This is a genomic window from Megasphaera sp. UBA4382 (genome assembly GCF_002391155.1).
Lineage (GTDB): Bacteria > Bacillota > Negativicutes > Veillonellales > Megasphaeraceae > Megasphaera > Megasphaera hexanoica.
Genome location: NZ_DGRS01000080.1, coordinates 30,090 through 47,294 on the forward strand (window position 1 = coordinate 30,090; position 17,205 = coordinate 47,294).

The following is a 17,205-nucleotide window of genomic DNA, read 5'->3' on the forward strand; positions in this document are numbered from 1 at the left end:
CACTCATGATACGCATTATACTTGTACGCCATGGAGAAACGGAATGGAATATAGAAGGGCGCTATCAGGGGCAGGAAGATACCCATCTCAGTCCGCGGGGATTAGAGCAGGGACACATGCTGGCCGAAGGACTGCGCCATATTCCCATCGACCTGTGTATTTCCAGTCCGTTGGAACGGTCTTATCAGACCTGTTCTTTCTGTGCTGAACTTCATCATCTCCCCGTTGCCAAAGATGACCGGCTGCTGGAAATCAATCACGGAGACTGGGAAGGCCGGCTGGCTGATGAAATCGAAGCCCAGTATCCCGAAGCATTCCATCTCTGGCACACACAGCCGGAAAAAGTGACCATGCCGGGTGCTGGCGGCGAAAATCTGGACGATGTACGGCGCCGCGCCCGCAGTGCCTTCGACGACTATGCCCGGAAATACGACGGCAAAACGGTTCTCGTCGCAGCCCATGATGCCGTCAATAAGGCCATCATCTGTGACCTTCTCGGTCTCGATATGAGTCATTTCTGGCAAATCAAACAGGATAATACATGCATCAATGTCCTGGAATACCAGAATGGCGTATGGCGTCTCGTGTTGCTCAATTCCACGAATCATATGGGGTATCTGTACAGCGGTATTGAACAAAAAGGACTTTAACGTGTATAATGAATAGGATGACTATACAGGAAGGAAGAAGATTACCATGTTAGATACGAAATTTATCCGTGAACATGCGGAAGAAGTTAAGGAAAACATCAAGAACCGTCATACGAAAGCGGCCGATGTCGATGCCTTTGTTGTTCTGGACGGACAGCGCCGTGATCTGCTGCAGCGCGTCGAAGCCATGAAGAATGAACGCAATACGGTCACGAAGGAAATCAGCCAGCTGAAACGGAATAAGGAAAATGCTGACGATAAAATCGCCGCTATGAAAAAACTCGGTGATGATATCGATGCTCTCGATAAAGAGGTAAAGAAAGTGGAAGCTGATATGCTTTCCATTCAGCTCATGATACCGAACATGTGCCATCCCTCTGTTCCCGTCGGCAAGGATGACAGTGAAAATCCGGAAGTCCGCAAATGGGGACAGCTGCCGACCTTTGATTTCCAGCCGCTCAATCACTGGGATGTAGGGGAAAACCTGGGCATCCTCGATTCGGAACGAGCTGCCAAAGTTACAGGTGCGCGTTTCTACTATTATATCGGTGCCGGTGCACGGTTGGAACGGGCCGTCTATAATTTCATGCTGGACCAGCATACACAGAAAGACGGCTATACAGAAGTCATCCCGCCGTATATCGTAAATCGTGAATCCATGACGGGTACAGGCCAGTTGCCGAAATTCTATGAAGATATGTACCGCCTGAATGTAGAAGGGGAAGAAATGTACATGATCCCAACGGCCGAAGTTCCCCTGACCAACTATTACCGCGGTGAAATCATCGATGGGGCCAAGCTGCCTGTATATTTCACGGCACTGACGCCGTGTTTCCGTGCCGAAGCTGGTTCTGCCGGTCGTGATACGCGGGGCCTCATCCGCCAGCATCAGTTCCATAAAGTTGAAATGGTTAAGTATACGACACCGGAAACAAGTTATGATGAATTGGAAAAACTGACCAATAACGCAGAAGATATCCTGAAAGCACTGGGTCTGCCCTATCATGTCGTTACGTTGTGTACCGGCGATATCGGTTTCTCCGCTGCCAAGACTTACGACGTGGAAGTGTGGTTCCCGGCCCAGGGCAAATACCGCGAAATTTCTTCCTGCTCTAATACGGAAGATTTCCAGGCACGGCGCGCCAACATCCGCTTCCGCCGTTCGCCAAAAGCAAAACCGGAATACGTCCATACTCTGAATGGTTCCGGCCTGGCCGTAGGCCGTACAGTTGCAGCTATTCTGGAAAACTATCAGCAGGCCGATGGCTCTGTTGTCGTTCCGGAAGTGCTTCGCCCATACATGCATTGTGATGTCATCACTAAGCAGAAATAATTTCAAAAGACGGCCGGTGGCCGGGCTCTGATGCCGTGACCGGAAACTGCCTCATGAAGCAGCCTGTGCTTCATGAGGCAGTTTTTTTCGTCGTGACGCTTACTTTCAACGTCACGGGCCGGCAGGAATTTTCCCGATATTTGTCGAATTATTTATTATAATATAAAAACGTGTGCTGTGTATTTGGATACAGTGATTTCTTCGCATAGGAGGGATGAGGGATGGATAGAGTATTGACACTGGAATTAGTACGGGCTACGGAAGAAGCAGCCGTGCGGGCCGGACGTATGATGGGAATTGGCGATGGCGGGGCAGCTCATCACCTGGCAGTGGCGGGGATGCATCAGGAACTGACTGCTGCGCCGGTTAATGGCCACGTCGTCATTGGTGAAGGATATATGGCCGACGGGCAGGTGTTGTTTGACGGAGAAGAAATCGGCAGGGGAACGGTTCCTGTTGACATCGCCGTAGCGTCACTGGACGGACAGCGGCTGGTCGCGCAGGGACAGCCAGGTGCCGTATCCGTACTGGCCATGGCCGGCCGGGGAGATATTCTGCGCGTTCCCGATATGTATATGGAAAAAATCTGTGTCGGCCCGCGTGCCCTGGGTCGTATCGATCTGAATCAGTCCGTACAGGAAAATCTGCGCCATATTGCCGAAGGTCTGGAACGGAGCATTGACGATGTGACCGTAGCCATCCTCGACCGGCAGCGCCATCAGGACCTGATTCGTGAATGCCGGATTGCCGGGGCCCGCATCCGCCTGATTCATGATGGTGATGTGACAGCAGCGGCTGATGCGGCTATTGAAGGCTCGGGTACGCATGTACTGATGGGTATTGGCGGTGCCCGTGAAGGCGTGCTGGCTGCGGCGGCTCTGCGCTGCCTGGGCGGCGATATGCAGGCCCGTCTCATACCGTATACGGAACGGGAGCGGCAGAAGGGAGAAGAGCTGGGAATCCATGATTTCAAGCGGATCCTGACGCTATCGGATCTGGTGCGGGGAGATGACTGTTTCTTTGCCGCTACGGCAGTAACGCCTACGCCGCTTATGCAGGGCGTGCGGTATTTTGGGGGTGGCGCCCGCACGATGTCAGTCGTCATGCGTTACAAGACAGGTACCATCCGCTTCATTGATACGGTACACCGGCTCAACGCTTCTTCCCACTGGAGTGTAAGAAAGTAGTACAGAAATAGAAAAATGACAATCCCCGTGCTATAGGATAGAGCAGTTATATCTGATCAGCTCAGGTGTCAGACTGTCTTAATCAAAGGCAGCCGGCCTGAGCTGATGTGCTGCAGGAGACAGGTATATACGATAAAGACAGGTTTTATAAACAGTCTGCATATCCCCCCTTTCAGATTTATTCCTTTTATGATACAATATTTTGATAGTGAATCAACTAAAAATAGATGGCCTGCCCGGCTGTCACGTCTATATACTTGCAATCTGTTTAGGAGGCACCAGAATTGGAGAAACTTGTTATTCATGGTGGAAAACCCTTAGAAGGGACTGTTCGCGTCAGCGGAGCTAAAAATGCTGTGCTGCCTATTATTGTCGCATCCATGCTGGGGACGACACAAAGTGTACTTACAGAAATACCGAAACTCGACGATGTTCATACGGTTTGTGAAGTTATTACTTCATTGGGCGTACACATAGACCAGTCCCAGGCGGGTACGCTGGTCATCGATGCCAGTCATCTGACTTCCACATCGGCGCCGTACGACCTCGTGCGGCGCATGCGCGCTTCGTTCCTCGTCATGGGACCACTGCTGGCACGCAAAGGACATGCTAAAATTTCTCTGCCCGGGGGCTGTTCCATCGGCGCCCGGCCGATTGACCTGCATCTGAAGGCCTTTGAAGCCATGGGGGCAGTCATTAACCTGGAAAATGGGGATATCGAAGCCAGTGTGGAAAATGGCCTGAAGGGGGCCCAAATCTATCTGGATTTCCCCAGTGTCGGTGCGACAGAAAACGTCTTAATGGCGGCATCCCTGGCCGAAGGCCGTACGATACTGGAAAATGCGGCTGAAGAACCGGAAATCGTCGATCTGGCTACCTATCTGAACAGTATGGGAGCCAATATCCGCGGCGCCGGCACCAATGTCATCCGTATCGAAGGGGTAAAAGAATTGCACGGGGCAAATCATTCGGTTATTCCCGACCGCATTGAAGCGGGCACGTTTATGGTAGGGGCCGCTATGACCGGCGGCAATGTATATGTGGAAAATGCGCTGTCGGAACATCTTAAGCCTCTCGTAGCCAAGCTGAAAGAAGTAGGGGCCACGGTCGAAGAAGATATAGACGGCATCCGCGTCATTGGCCATAAACCGTTGCGGCCGGCCGATATCAAGACACTGCCGTATCCGGGATTTCCTACGGATATGCAGGCCCAGTTCATGGCACTTACGACTATTTGCCAGGGAACAAGTGTCATTACGGAAACGGTATTTGAAAACCGCTTTATGCATGTCGATGAATTCAAGCGCATGGGAGCCAAAATCCGCATAGAAGGCCGCAGTGCCATCGTCGAAGGCGTCCCGCATCTCAAAGGGGCTGATGTCAATGCGACGGATCTGCGCGCCGGTGCAGCACTGGTATTGGCTGGCCTGGTAGCAGAAGGGGAAACAAAAGTCGGATATTTATATCATATAGACCGGGGGTATGATAACCTGGTCCAGAAGTTACAAAGGTTAGGTGCAGACATTGTTCGGGTCAATATTGACTAAAAAAAAGAAGCGAAAAAAAGGAACGCCGGCTAAAGCGGGTCATTCATCCCATTCTTTTTTCCTGGCAAACTGGTTTGGCAGTGATATTGCCATTGATCTGGGTACGACCAATATCATTGTATACGTCAGGAAAAAAGGTATTGTCGTCAATGAACCGGCTGTCATTGCCCTTGATACGAACAGTCATCGTGTCGTAGCTATTGGCAAAGAAGCGCAGGCCATGCTGGGGCGGACACCAAAGCATATTCAGGCGTATCACCCCCTCAGCCGGGGCGTCATTGCTGATTACGATGCGACCGAATACATGCTGCGGTATTTTATCCGCAGAGCTATTGGCAAATCCTTGTTTTTTAAACCGCGGATCATTATCTGTGTTCCTTCAGGAGCGACTAATGTAGAAAAAAGAGCCGTTATCGAAGCGGCTATGCAGGCCGGTGCTCGTAAAACCGTCGTCATGGAAGAACCGCTGGCCGCTGCTATCGGGGCCGGACTGGATGTAGCCAGTTCCAATGGATCCATGGTGGTCGATATGGGCGGCGGCACGACCGACGTGGCTGTACTCAGTCTGAGCGGAATCGTTATCAGCGAATCTCTGCGTATTGGCAGCAATACTTTTGATGAAGCCATTATCCGCTATCTTGAAAAAATCAAGCATATTACCATCGGCCAGCATACGGCAGAAGAGCTGAAAATCCTCATCGGTACAGCTCTGCCGGACGGGCGGCAGCTGACTGCCGATGTGCGGGGACGCAGTACGGAAACGGGGCTCCCGGCCATGGTCGATATCGATTCCCAGGAAATACGAAAAGCACTGTCAGAACCGATTGAATCCATATTGCGTGCTATTGTCACCATCCTGGAAAAAACGCCTCCCGAACTGGCCGCCGATATTGCCGACCATGGCATCGTCCTCACCGGAGGCGGTCTCCTGCTGGATGGCATGGACCGGCTGATTTCCCAGACTACGGGCATGGCAGCGTTTCTCTGTGATGATCCGTTATTGTGCGTAGCAAACGGGGCTGGAAAATCGCTGAATGAAATGAGCCGCCTGAAAGATAGCTTTGATGATTTATAAAGGAGTGAGTGTCATGTTACTGAAGAAAACAGTACTGCTTCCCCTGTGCATTATGAGTACACTAATGGCAGCACCTGTACTGGCTGCAGATATTCCTTATACGGCCGTTATCGGAGGTACCGTGGCCAGTGTCGTTTCTGTGGGAACTGATGTCCGTGAAGGCGATGTCCTCCTGACCGTTGATTCCCTGGCTGGTCCCATGGCGGCTGCCCGGGCAGATAGCAGCGGCACCGTCAAGGAAGTAAAAGTCAAAACGGGCGGGACAGTAGCCCCGGGTACGGTCGTCGTTGTAGTAGAAGAAAAATAAGAAGGAGATTATGAAACGATTACGTAAATTACGGCACCTGGCGGGAAAAGCCTGTTTGGCGGTTCTCTGTTGTGCCGTTTCCTTTTCTGTATATGCAGAACAATTTATGCCTGTCAGTGATGTCCGGCCGGGGATGACGGGATATGCCAAGACCGTAGCCAGAGGTACGCAAATCGAAACATTTCCTGTAGAAATCCTGGGTGTCATGAAAAACAGCGGCCCTTCTGGTGACCTGATCCTGGCTCGCTTTTCCGGTCCGCTCATCGAACAGACCGGCGGTATCGCCCAGGGAATGAGCGGCAGCCCCGTGTACGTCGATGGCAGACTGCTGGGGGCAGTTGCATATGGCTGGTCTTTTACCAATTCCAAAGTGGGTATGATCACCCCGATAGAAGATATGGTCAAGCTCTGGAATGTGCCCGTGCGGGAAGAAATCCGGCCATTTAACGCCCGGGAATCGTCATTGATTCCCGTCAATACACCACTTATGGCCAGCGGATTCGATATGGCATCGATGGACTGGATGAAGAATAAACTGCCCCAGTACCAGTTTATGCCCGTCGATACGGCTACGGCGGCAGAAGACAGCCAGGCGATGCCCCTGGAAGCGGGAAGTTCCGTGGCGGCTGCGTTCGTCAATGGCGATATGAAACTCGGTGCTATCGGGACGGTTACCTATGTCGATAAAGATCATATCGTCGCCTTTGGTCATCCCTTCCTGAAAAAGGGCAGTATTAATTATTTCATGCATAATGCCTATATTTTTACGATTGTCAATAATATGGCCAGTTCGTTCAAGCTTGGATCGGTAGGAGCGGAAATCGGACGGATTGACCAGGACCGCGGTGCCGGCATTGCCGGGAATTACCGACTGGCACCGGGAATCCCCGTCGTCATTCACGTACGTGACCTTGACACGGCGGCAGCCAACTTGAAACGGGTCAAAATCGTAGAAGATAATGAACTGACACCGGTCCTGGCCGCGACGACCGTGTATAATACGGCCAATAAGACCATAGATCGTATGGGCGGCGGTACGGTGACCCTGAATTATACAATCCGGTCATCCAATGGCCGGGACAAGGATATTACCCGGCACAATATGTACTATTCGGAAGATAATATCAATGAAAAGAGTATTGATGAATTATATAATGTCCTCGACATTTTAAAGCATAACGAATTCATCGATTATCCCGTTCTGGATATTACGGTCAATGCCGATTATTCCCAGGCGCGTAAGCAGGCACGGATCATTGATGCCACGGCAGCACCGGTAGTGGCCAGTCCGGGTGATACGATTTATTTCAAAATTACTCTTCATCCCTACCGGGGGGCTGATGAAGTCAAAACCATGACTTTTACCGTTCCCAAGGACCAGCCGTATGGCGATATGGTGCTGGAAGTACGTGGCGGTGGCGTTATTCCCCTGCCCTATCTGATTGAAAAACAGCGCTATAATCTGACCGATGAAATTATTGATCGGCTGCGTCATTATAAAGATTTTGCTGATCTGAAAAAGGCTATAGAAAAGGAAGATGCCAATAATGATCTGGTCATTGAAATCCTTGACCAGAACGTCAGCATGATCGATGATGACAGCAAGAAGACGGCCAAAGTCAAACTGCAGGCCAAAGAACCCCGGGAAAATCCGAAAGATGTGCTTCAGCCCAAGAAAAAAGGACTACATGAAGACAACGATGAGGACAAAAAATCGTCACTGCCAACACCGTATATCGTAAAAGGTGACGGCCAGATTACCATTAAAATCGTCAGTCCGGAAAAACGGGATAAATTCCTGGCCGGTCATCACACATTGCGTTCCGGCAAGGCTGTCATGAGTGCCGAAACGGAAGATGCTGCCCAGACAGCGGAGCACAGTGATAAGACGGTAGAACAGGATAAGGGGAATAATCAGGATAAAGATAAGTCATCAGGAGAAGATAAGAAAAGCATTTTCCTTTCCCGATGAACAGAAAAGCAGCTGTACTGTGTATAAGACATGCAGCTGCTTTTCTTGTTCATTCAGCGTAATAAAAATGATATTTGAACACGTTCAACCTTGATATTTGATGCATAACATGGTATTATCATACTTGTAGAAAACTGAAAAGGAAATCTGAGTTTTCTCACAGTTTTCTAACAATTGGCAGCCCGCGTGTAGCAGGCTCCCCACATTAATGGTATAGTAACAATACGTACGCTGACTGAAAAAGAGGAGGTGCGCCTGTGCAGGGAATATTAGAACGGATAGGATCGTTTACACTGCATATTTTTGAAAAAGTAGGCGTGCTGTCCCTCTTATTCCTGGAAACGCTGCGTCAGCTGCCTAAAATACAACGGAAGCTTACGATTGCCCAGATGGCTCATCTCGGTGTCAATTCCCTGCCAATTGTCAGCCTGACTTTGCTGTTTGCCGGCATGGTCATGACGTTGCAGATTGTCGATATCCTGTTGCGCTATGGTGCCCAGTCTACATTGGGAGGCATTATGTCTGTCGCTATGGGCCGCGAACTGGGGCCGATTCTGACCGGCGTTGTCGTAGCCGGCCGTGTAGGGGCAGCCATGACAGCCGAACTGGGAACTATGAAAGTTACGGAGCAGATTGATGCCCTGCGGTGCATGGCCGTCAATCCCGTTGCTTATCTGGTCGTACCCCGCTTTGCCGCCTGTATCACTATGGTACCGCTGCTGGCCTTTTATGGGTATATCATCGGCACGGCCGGTGGATATGCTGTCGCGATTCTCAGCGCCGGCCTGACACATTTTACGTACATGAACTCCATTGAAATGTTTACGGAAGTATCCGACGTTGTTTACGGCCTTATTAAAGCCATGTTCTTTGGAGGCATCATCGCCCTTGTGGCCTGTCATGAAGGCATGACGGCCAAAAGCGGGGCAGAAGGAGTCGGACAGGCGACAACGCGTTCGGTCGTTACATCGATTATTTTTATTTTTATCTGCAATTATCTGCTGTCTATTATTTTGTATTAGGAGTCTGGCATATGATCCGTTTACAGGATATTACCGTGGCGTATGGATCACGGGTCATTCTGAATCACATCAATCTGGATATCCGCGATGGAGAAACACTGGGGATACTGGGTGCCAGTGGTTCAGGCAAGAGTACCATACTTCGTCTGATTATCGGTCTTCAGAAACCGTCAGGCGGTCATATTTTTATAGACGGTCAGGATATTACAGGTTTTACGGAAGATGAGATGGATCAGGTACGGCTCCACATGGGCATGGTTTTTCAGTATTCAGCCTTATTTGATTCCATGAGTGTCGGGGAGAATGTGGCATTTGGCCTCCGGCAGCATCGTAAACTCCCGGAAGAAGAAATCCGGAAAATTGTCCGGGAAAAATTACATCTCGTCGGGCTGGATCACGTAGAAGATATGATGCCGAACGATTTGTCGGGCGGCATGAAAAAAAGAGTCAGTCTGGCACGGGCCATTGCACTGGAGCCCCGGGTCATATTGTATGATGAACCGACGGCAGGTCTGGATCCGCTGCGCAGTATGGATATCAACAGGCTGATTGTGACGACACAAAGCCAGCTTCATACGACATCTGTTATCGTTACCCATGATATGGAATCGGCTTTCTTCGTTGCAGACCGGCTGGCTTATCTGGAAAACGGCGTTTTCCGGCTTATTGCAGACAAGGATACGTTCCGGGATTCGCCGGATGAACACATTCAACGATTTATCAACGGTGGTCTGATGCGTCAGGAGGGGAGGTGTGCGCCATGAAATGGAGTGCAGAAGCAAAAGTCGGCCTGGTAACCATTATTGGCGTACTGGTCTTTACCTATGTGGTCATCAATCTGGCTCATGCAGAAATATTTGGCAAACCAGGCTACGTTATTCATGCCGTATTCCGCGATGCCAATGGCTTGCAGAAGGGAAATTCAGTCCGCTATGTCGGTGTTCATGTCGGTAAAGTTACCGATGTGACTCCTTCTAAAAACGGCGTAGACGTTGCCATGAAGATCGATAAGGGTACGGAAATTCCTAAAGGATCGAAACTGGCAATAACGACGGACGGCCTGCTGGGGGAAAAGATTATTTCCATTACGCCGGGCAAGGATTCGACACAGCTCATCGCTGACGGGGAATATCTGAACGGCAATGACGGCAAGACCATGGATGATATGATGGAAAGTACAGGTAAGTTGGTGGCCAGTGCCAATGATATGATTAATAACATTAATAGCGTCATCGGACACCCGGACACGCAAAAAGCGATGCGCGGGACATTTCAGAATATAGAAGGCATAACCGGACGGGTCAATGGCCTGATGGATGCCAATGCCGGCAATATCCAGGAAATGACAGCACATATGGCGTCGGTAACAGCTTCTCTGGATGCCGCTGCGGCCCAGCTGGCTGCTATGAACAGCGATGGAGCTATTTCGGCTAACGTCCGCGATACGGCGGCTAATATGAAGCGCATTACGGATAGTTTTGAGCAGACAGCGCTGGCCGTACAGAAAATTACGACTGATGAGCAGAGCCAGAAAGATTTGCAGAAAACGCTTCATAATACTGCGGAAATATCGGGGAAACTAAATAAAGTTCTCGGTGGGGGAAGCGGATTCAAAACAGAAGGCGATGCCAGTGTCTTATATAATGAGAGTAAAAATGAAACAGGTGCCGCTGTAAATTTTAAGGTGTACCGGAACCATACATTCGGGCTTCTCGGGGCTGAGAATATAGGTAACGGTACGAAACTGGATTTGCAGTATGGGTTCAGACATCCCCGATTTGATGTCCGGGCCGGCCTCATCCGCGGCGAGCTCGGAATGGGGCTGGATTTTTTTCAGGATAAACCGTTCCAACTCAGCCTGGAGGGGTATGATCCCGATGACTGGCGGTATCGTTTGAAAGCGAAATACCGCCTGACAGACAACATGTTTCTTTTTGGCCAGTTCACGCGGCCCATGAACCGCAGTGACGGTGGCAATTATTATGGTATTGACTATGTCTTTTAAAAGACATTCTGCAATAGATAGCAATTCGATCAATGGGGGTACCCGTAATGGACAAAAACTTGTATAAAAAAATTGTTGTTGCCCTGATGATTTCAACCTTGGGGACGGTGTCTGCATGGGCAGCAGAAGAAGCCGTTGTTCCCGTCGATCTGGGACAGGCAGCTGTTACTGATTCTGCCCGGAATATGGCTGGCCAGAAGGTTTCCCGGACCGGCAAAAAGGCAGCACGTACGGTAAAGAACCAGGCTGCTGTGACCCCGGCAGGAGCTATCGGTGCGTCCGATGTGACACCGCAGCTGCGGGAAGAGCTGGCACAAAAAATCCGTTCCGATATGGAAGCCAGTGCTAAAAGAGCTGCTGCCAGAGGAGAAGCGGATCCCGTCATTGTCGTCGGCCGGGTCGCTTCCGACCAGGCTGTCGATCTGACACTGCCCAAAACGGTGCAGATGGCTCTCGATTACAACCGGGATATCAAGGTGGCCCATTATGCCCTGAACAGTTCTGACTTTGATATCGCCATAGCCAAGGCCGGCAAGATGCCCCAGGTGGGCTATACCTGGAGTGGGGCCAGAGCTATGTCACAAAATATGGGACGAGATGTCATCGGTAATAGTTTTAAAAACAGTTTTAGTGTCAGCATCCCGTTGTATACGGGCGGACTGGTAGAAAACGAAATTGCCAATGCCAAGTTGGGGAAGACTAATGCCCAGGAAGAGATGCTCCGCGTCCAGCAGGCGACGAAGTATTCTGCCGTAGAAGGGTATTATGCCCTTCTGGCTTACCAGGAACTGCGTGATGTATACCATGAAGCCGTCGATAATCTGCAGGGACATTTAGATAATGTAACAGCCCAGTACAATGTAGGTACCAAGGCGAAAGTAGATGTCTTGTCTTCTAATGTATCACTGGCCAACTCCAAGACGACGGCCGTAACGGCAGATAATAATGTCGCTATTGCTGAATCAAACCTGAATAACATCCTCGGCCTGCCGTTGCAGACCAAACTGAATCTGGCCGATCATCAGCTGCCTTTTGATACGTATGATATTTCCCTTCAGGAAGCCATTGACTATGCCATGAAATATCGTCCGGAAGTCCTCCAGGCAGCCGTTGCCGTACAGGAAGCAGAAAACAGTATTGGTATTGCCCAGGCTGGCAACAGGCCGACCGTATCTGTCGGTGCCGGCCGTGGCTGGTCGGATGATGATTTCCCCGGTATTGATGATCATAACTGGAGTGTAAGTGGCGGCGTTTCCTGGAGCTTATGGGATGGCGGCGCGACTAATGCCAAAATCAAGAAAGCAAGGGAAACACTCCTTTCCGCCCGGGAAACAGAACAGAAGGCACGGGAATCGGTCCAGCTGGAAGTCAAGCAGGCATACCTCAATATCCGCAGTGCGGCACAGCGCGTAGAAGAAACGACGGCTGTCGTCGATCAGGCGAAGGAAAATTACCGTATCCAGAACATCCGCTATCAGGCTGGTGTTGGCATCAACCTGGATGTCCTCGATGCCCAGCTGAGCCTCAACGAAGCCCAGGTCAACCATATCCAGGCATTGTATGATTATAATGTCGGTATTGCCAAACTGGAACAGGCAATGGGCGTCGATGTCCGCTCCGGTGTCATCCATCCGTCCCTGACAGGGAAATGATGGGAACCTCCTTTTGTTACAATTTAAAGTAAGTTAAAAAAAAGGAAACTGAATCTTTCTATCTGTTTCTTGATTTTAATGAATAGCTTATGTACAATGAAGAGAGAATTGTAATCCTATGATTCTCTCTTCTTTTTTTATAGGAATGGAGGACGACCGTGCGAAAAAAATGGCTTGTATCCGGTGCAGTCTTTGTATTCCTCTTTGCCGCACTCTTTTCCCTGTGGATGGAAAAGCCGGCATTGATGCAAAAACTCTCTGAGACAGTGACGAGTACAGTGAATGATAAAATAAACGGAACACTAACCTTTAGTGCTATGGATGTTTCGTTGTCCGGCCGAGTCAGGCTGCAGGACCCGGTTATCCGGGATACGCAGGGACGTACTGTGCTTTCTGGTTCGGATATACAGATTTTTGTCAATCCCTGGAAAATAGTGGCATCCCTTCCTGATGGTAATCCGGCTGCGGCTATAGAGACGGTGGATATTTTCCAGCCGGTTGTCCATGTGTGGCAGAAACCGTCTGATAATACGTGGAATGTTGCGACGCTTATTAAGACATCGAAGGAAAAGGCGGACAGTGGATTCCGGGCAATTGTGCGGTTTCACGATGGAGCTGTCAGGGCACGGCTGGCCGATGGCACGCTGATTACGGGCAGCGGGGGTGACGGGACTCTCGATTTTACGTCCTACCCGGCTATCTATGGAGATATGACGCTGTATGTCGATGGAGAAAAGCTGACGGCTTCCGGTCATTATACTTCATCGCGGGAATTCGATGTCCTGCTTCGTGGCGATGCTGTTAAAGCATCTTATGCATCATCGTTCATTCCGTCTGGAACGGATGTGACTGTAGAAGAAGGTGCGCTCCGTGATATACGGGTCCGTTATGCCCGCTCGCATAATGGGGATTCTCTGTCGGGAACGGCTTCTGTAGATAATCTGTCCGGTACGGCATCGGGCCTTTCCTATGACCAGGTCAGCGGAACGGTGCGGCTGAATTCACAAAACGTCCGGATTGACCGGCTGAAAGGCCGCATTAATGGACAGGATATCAGCGCCTCAGGTGAAGTACGCATCAATGGGGATGTTCCTGTATTCAATCTGGATGTGGATGTACCCGGCGCCGATCTTGCTGCTTTTGCCGATAAGCTGCCAGCTGGCATTTCTGGTACGGCTGCCTTTAAGGGCAGCGTCTGGGGAACGGCCAGTGAAATACGCGGCAGTGGAACACTGACTGTACCAGAACTGACCTATGATGGAACGACACTGTATCATGGCGAAGTTGTCTTTTCTTGCGATGGCAGTCAGGCTGATATATCCCATCTGTCTGCTGATGCAGCTGGAGGCCATCTGGAAGGTTCGGGAACATACAACCTGTCCAGTGGTGATTTTCAGGCCTCTCTCGATGCTGATTCCATCCACCTCGAAGAAATAAGCCAGCTGCCTGTTTCGGTTCTGGGCACGGTGTCGGCTTCCCTGACCGTTTCGGGCAATCAGAATCAGGGGACAGTCCAGGCTTCCGGTCATGCCAGCGCGGCAGGTTTTTCCTATAATGGCATCGAGGCAGATCAGGCGGAAGGTGACTTTATCTATGCTGATGGATTGCTGTCTCTGTCAGGGCTGACTGCTTCCGTGCAGGGAGGAACAGTCCGGGTCCATGGCGTGTATGATACGGAGGGGCCCCGGACGGATCTTTCCTTTACAGCAGACAATCTGCCACTTGATATGGCATCTGCATATGCAGCAGTACCTATGACCGGCACCTTTTCTGCTGCCGGACACCTATATGGTTCCGGACCGGACTGGAATTTGATTTTCCATGCCCGCGACGGCAGTATACAGGGGATGGACTTTGATAGTATCGACGGCTCTCTTTCCGGTAGTGGAAGCCGTATTCTGATACCGTCTGTCGTGTGGCGTTACAACGATGGGACTCATAGAGCCAGTGGTATGGCTGATCTGGATACCCGGCAGGTGAATCTGCAGGTTGTGACACAGCATATGCGTCTGGAACGGCTGCTGCCAGCATTGGGACGGGGAGATATTCCTCTTACAGGCTGGGCCGATAATACGATTACCGTGACGGGCAGTCTCGATCAGCCTTCGGCACAGGGATCGTTCCATCTGACCAGTGGCTCTGCTTATGGCTATTTGTACAAAAATGTCAGTGCCGATTATACATTGCGGGATGGCACTGTCTATATCACCAACGGCGATATTACAGCCTATGATGCATCTATCCGCGTCGCCGGTTACCTGGGACAGCATATGAATCTGACCCTGGACGGCAGCCATCTCGATATTGCCCGCCTGGTACCGCAAAAAGGGCCTCAGCGTTCCGGTATCATGAATGTCAGAGGGCATCTTGGCGGTACGATGGACAATCCTGTCTTTGAAGGGTCTCTCCAGTCAGACTCACTGACCTTTAATGGCATAGCCCTCGATGATATACAGGGCAACCTCGGTTATTACGGCGGTATTTTCCGGTTGACCGATTTTCATTTTAAACAGAACGGAGGGACTTATGAACTGCGTGGCGGGTATAATCCGGCGAATGGCTGGATTATGGCGCGGGCCCGCGTGCAGGCTGCGGATCTGGGCAGTATCCTGAAACTGTCGGGAGCACCCTTGCAGTCCATACAGGGGCGTCTGGAAGGGCAGCTGGCTATCGATGGGACAACCGATGATCCCCGGGCACGTCTGACCGGGACTCTGACCCAGGGATATATTGATGATGCAGCTGTAGAACCTGCCCGTATTGATGTCCAATACGAAAACAATGCCGTACAGATTCATGAACTTACCCTGAAGTCCGGCGATGCCGTGCTGGCTGCCCAGGGATCGTATGCCCTTCATGGGCCGGTACAGATGCAGATTGCTGCCCACCATTTCCCGGCCCGGCTGTTGGCGGCGGTAACGGGACAGACGAATGTCCAGATTGATGCGCCTGTCGATTTTGCAGCTAATCTGAGCGGGACAGGAGATCATCCCAGTGCTGATGTGTCTCTGCAGCTCGGAAGTGGCATGGTCAATGGCATTTCCTTTACTGGCATGTATGCCCTGCTCAATCTGCGGGACCGCATGATTAAGATCCATCAGGCATATATCCTGAAGGATCCGTATAAGGCGAGCGCCTCCGGGACGATTCCCGTAGCGGCTCTGACCGGTGAAAAAACAGACGAATCTATGGACGTTATGGTAAAACTGGATCATGCCGGCCTGGATATACTGACTTTTGTCACGCCTCTTATTACTGAAGCCCAGGGTGGACTGAATGGTTCGCTGCAGTTAAAAGGTACGGCTGCGGATCCACAGGTATACGGTACGTTGAGTGTCGATGACGGTTCTTTGTCCATCCGGACCGTGCGTAATCCGCTGACACGGATTACGGGGCAGCTTCAATTTACGGGACGCAAAGCAGCGTTTTCCGGTTCTGCCGTTATGGATAAGGCAAAGGCGAAAAATCCGGGAAAATTGCAGGTACAGGCAGATGCATCCTGGCGGGGATGGGAAGTCACGTCGTACAAAGGATTGCTTGCACTCGATCATCTGGGAGTCGTCTGTCCGTATTTTACCGGACCGCTGACGGGAAACCTGACTGTCTCGCCCGGTGATGGCATGCCATTGCTGTCTGGAACTATTACGATAGATGATACGACACTGGATCTGCCCCTGAGCCTGAGTGATACGGAAAGCAATTTTGATGCCGCTCTCGACATTACGGTCGCACTGGGAGATGATGTGCGGCTGTATAATGGGGCGCTTTACGACCTGATGGTGCATGGCAAGGCTCATTTTGGCGGCACGCTGGCTCATCCCCATGGAACGGGCGGCTTTGAAGCTTCCCGAGGGACTATTCACTATTTGGATACGAATTTCCGTGTATCCCGGGCAAAAGCTGAATTTAATCAGCCCGATACATTCCTCCCCTATCTGGACGTGGAAGGTCATACCCGTGTCGGTCAGTACAATGTCCTGCTCAATCTGCGCGGTCCTGCCGATGCGATGGACCTGATGCTGCGATCCAATCCGCCGCTTACGAAGGCCCAGATTCTTTCCCTGATTACGCTCAGGAACAGCAGTGGCAAAAAAGACAGTTCCCTTAATAGTGAAGATGTCAATACACTTATAGGGAGCGGCATCCGCATGACGCTCAACAGTCTGGGGATTACACAGGCGCTGGAAAAGGCACTGAATCTAGATATGCTCAACATTACGACAGGGTCACTGGATTACAACAGCAAGACAGCTGATGTGGAAAATAATTATTATAATATAGAAATGGGCAAGTATTTGTTCAATGATTTCATGCTGACAGCTGCTTTTGGCCTCAATCATGATGACAACCGCATAGGTATGCAGTATAATTTGGGAAGTAAGTTTGGTGTGGCCGCTTGGAAATCGGCAGATGATTCCTTTATTGGCGGCATGTATAAATACAGCTTCTATTAGG

At 50.7% G+C, this 17,205-nt stretch carries 12 protein-coding genes; all 12 read left to right on the forward strand.

Annotation, left to right across the window (positions count from 1 at the left end; translation table 11 throughout):
- The first annotated feature begins 5 nt into the window (after nt 1-5).
- Nucleotides 6-650: a histidine phosphatase family protein gene (locus B4H10_RS09480; protein ID WP_059075530.1), complete on the forward strand. Its 645-nt coding sequence runs from the start codon at nt 6-8 to the stop codon at nt 648-650.
- A 46-nt stretch (nt 651-696) separates the two neighbouring features.
- A complete protein-coding gene (serS, locus tag B4H10_RS09485; protein WP_059075531.1) occupies nt 697-1,983 on the forward strand; it encodes a serine--tRNA ligase in 1,287 nt (428 codons plus the stop codon).
- A 221-nt stretch (nt 1,984-2,204) separates the two neighbouring features.
- Entirely contained in the window at nt 2,205-3,170 is a 966-nt protein-coding gene (gene glpX, locus B4H10_RS09490) for a class II fructose-bisphosphatase (RefSeq protein ID WP_075581469.1), read from the forward strand.
- 284 nt (nt 3,171-3,454) lie between these two features.
- Complete coding sequence (gene murA, locus B4H10_RS09495) at nt 3,455-4,717, forward strand: UDP-N-acetylglucosamine 1-carboxyvinyltransferase (RefSeq protein ID WP_292018728.1); 1,263 nt, start codon at nt 3,455-3,457, stop codon at nt 4,715-4,717.
- Nucleotides 4,710-5,792 carry a rod shape-determining protein gene (locus B4H10_RS09500; RefSeq protein ID WP_369814255.1) on the forward strand — a complete coding sequence of 361 codons (1,083 nt, stop codon included), beginning with the start codon at nt 4,710-4,712 and terminating at the stop codon, nt 5,790-5,792. The genes murA and B4H10_RS09500 overlap by 8 nt, the downstream gene beginning before the upstream one ends.
- 13 nt (nt 5,793-5,805) lie before the next feature.
- Nucleotides 5,806-6,099, forward strand: a complete 294-nt coding sequence (locus tag B4H10_RS09505) for a biotin/lipoyl-containing protein (RefSeq protein ID WP_292018729.1) — start codon at nt 5,806-5,808, stop codon at nt 6,097-6,099.
- 10 nt (nt 6,100-6,109) lie between these two features.
- Nucleotides 6,110-8,071 (forward strand): SpoIVB peptidase S55 domain-containing protein, encoded by a 1,962-nt coding sequence (locus tag B4H10_RS09510; RefSeq protein ID WP_292018730.1) that lies wholly within the window; start codon nt 6,110-6,112, stop codon nt 8,069-8,071.
- 257 nt (nt 8,072-8,328) lie between these two features.
- Nucleotides 8,329-9,093 carry an MlaE family ABC transporter permease gene (locus B4H10_RS09515; RefSeq protein WP_075581467.1) on the forward strand — a complete coding sequence of 255 codons (765 nt, stop codon included), beginning with the start codon at nt 8,329-8,331 and terminating at the stop codon, nt 9,091-9,093.
- 11 nt (nt 9,094-9,104) lie between these two features.
- Nucleotides 9,105-9,857 (forward strand): ABC transporter ATP-binding protein, encoded by a 753-nt coding sequence (locus B4H10_RS09520; RefSeq protein WP_059075537.1) that lies wholly within the window; start codon nt 9,105-9,107, stop codon nt 9,855-9,857.
- Nucleotides 9,854-11,098, forward strand: coding sequence for an MlaD family protein (locus tag B4H10_RS09525; RefSeq protein WP_292018731.1), 1,245 nt, complete (start codon nt 9,854-9,856; stop codon nt 11,096-11,098). The genes B4H10_RS09520 and B4H10_RS09525 overlap by 4 nt, the downstream gene beginning before the upstream one ends.
- 47 nt (nt 11,099-11,145) lie before the next feature.
- Nucleotides 11,146-12,750 carry a TolC family protein gene (locus B4H10_RS09530; protein WP_292018732.1) on the forward strand — a complete coding sequence of 535 codons (1,605 nt, stop codon included), beginning with the start codon at nt 11,146-11,148 and terminating at the stop codon, nt 12,748-12,750.
- A gap of 158 nt (nt 12,751-12,908) precedes the next feature.
- Complete coding sequence (locus B4H10_RS09535; RefSeq protein WP_292018733.1) at nt 12,909-17,204, forward strand: translocation/assembly module TamB domain-containing protein; 4,296 nt, start codon at nt 12,909-12,911, stop codon at nt 17,202-17,204.
- The last annotated feature ends 1 nt before the right edge of the window (nt 17,205 follow it).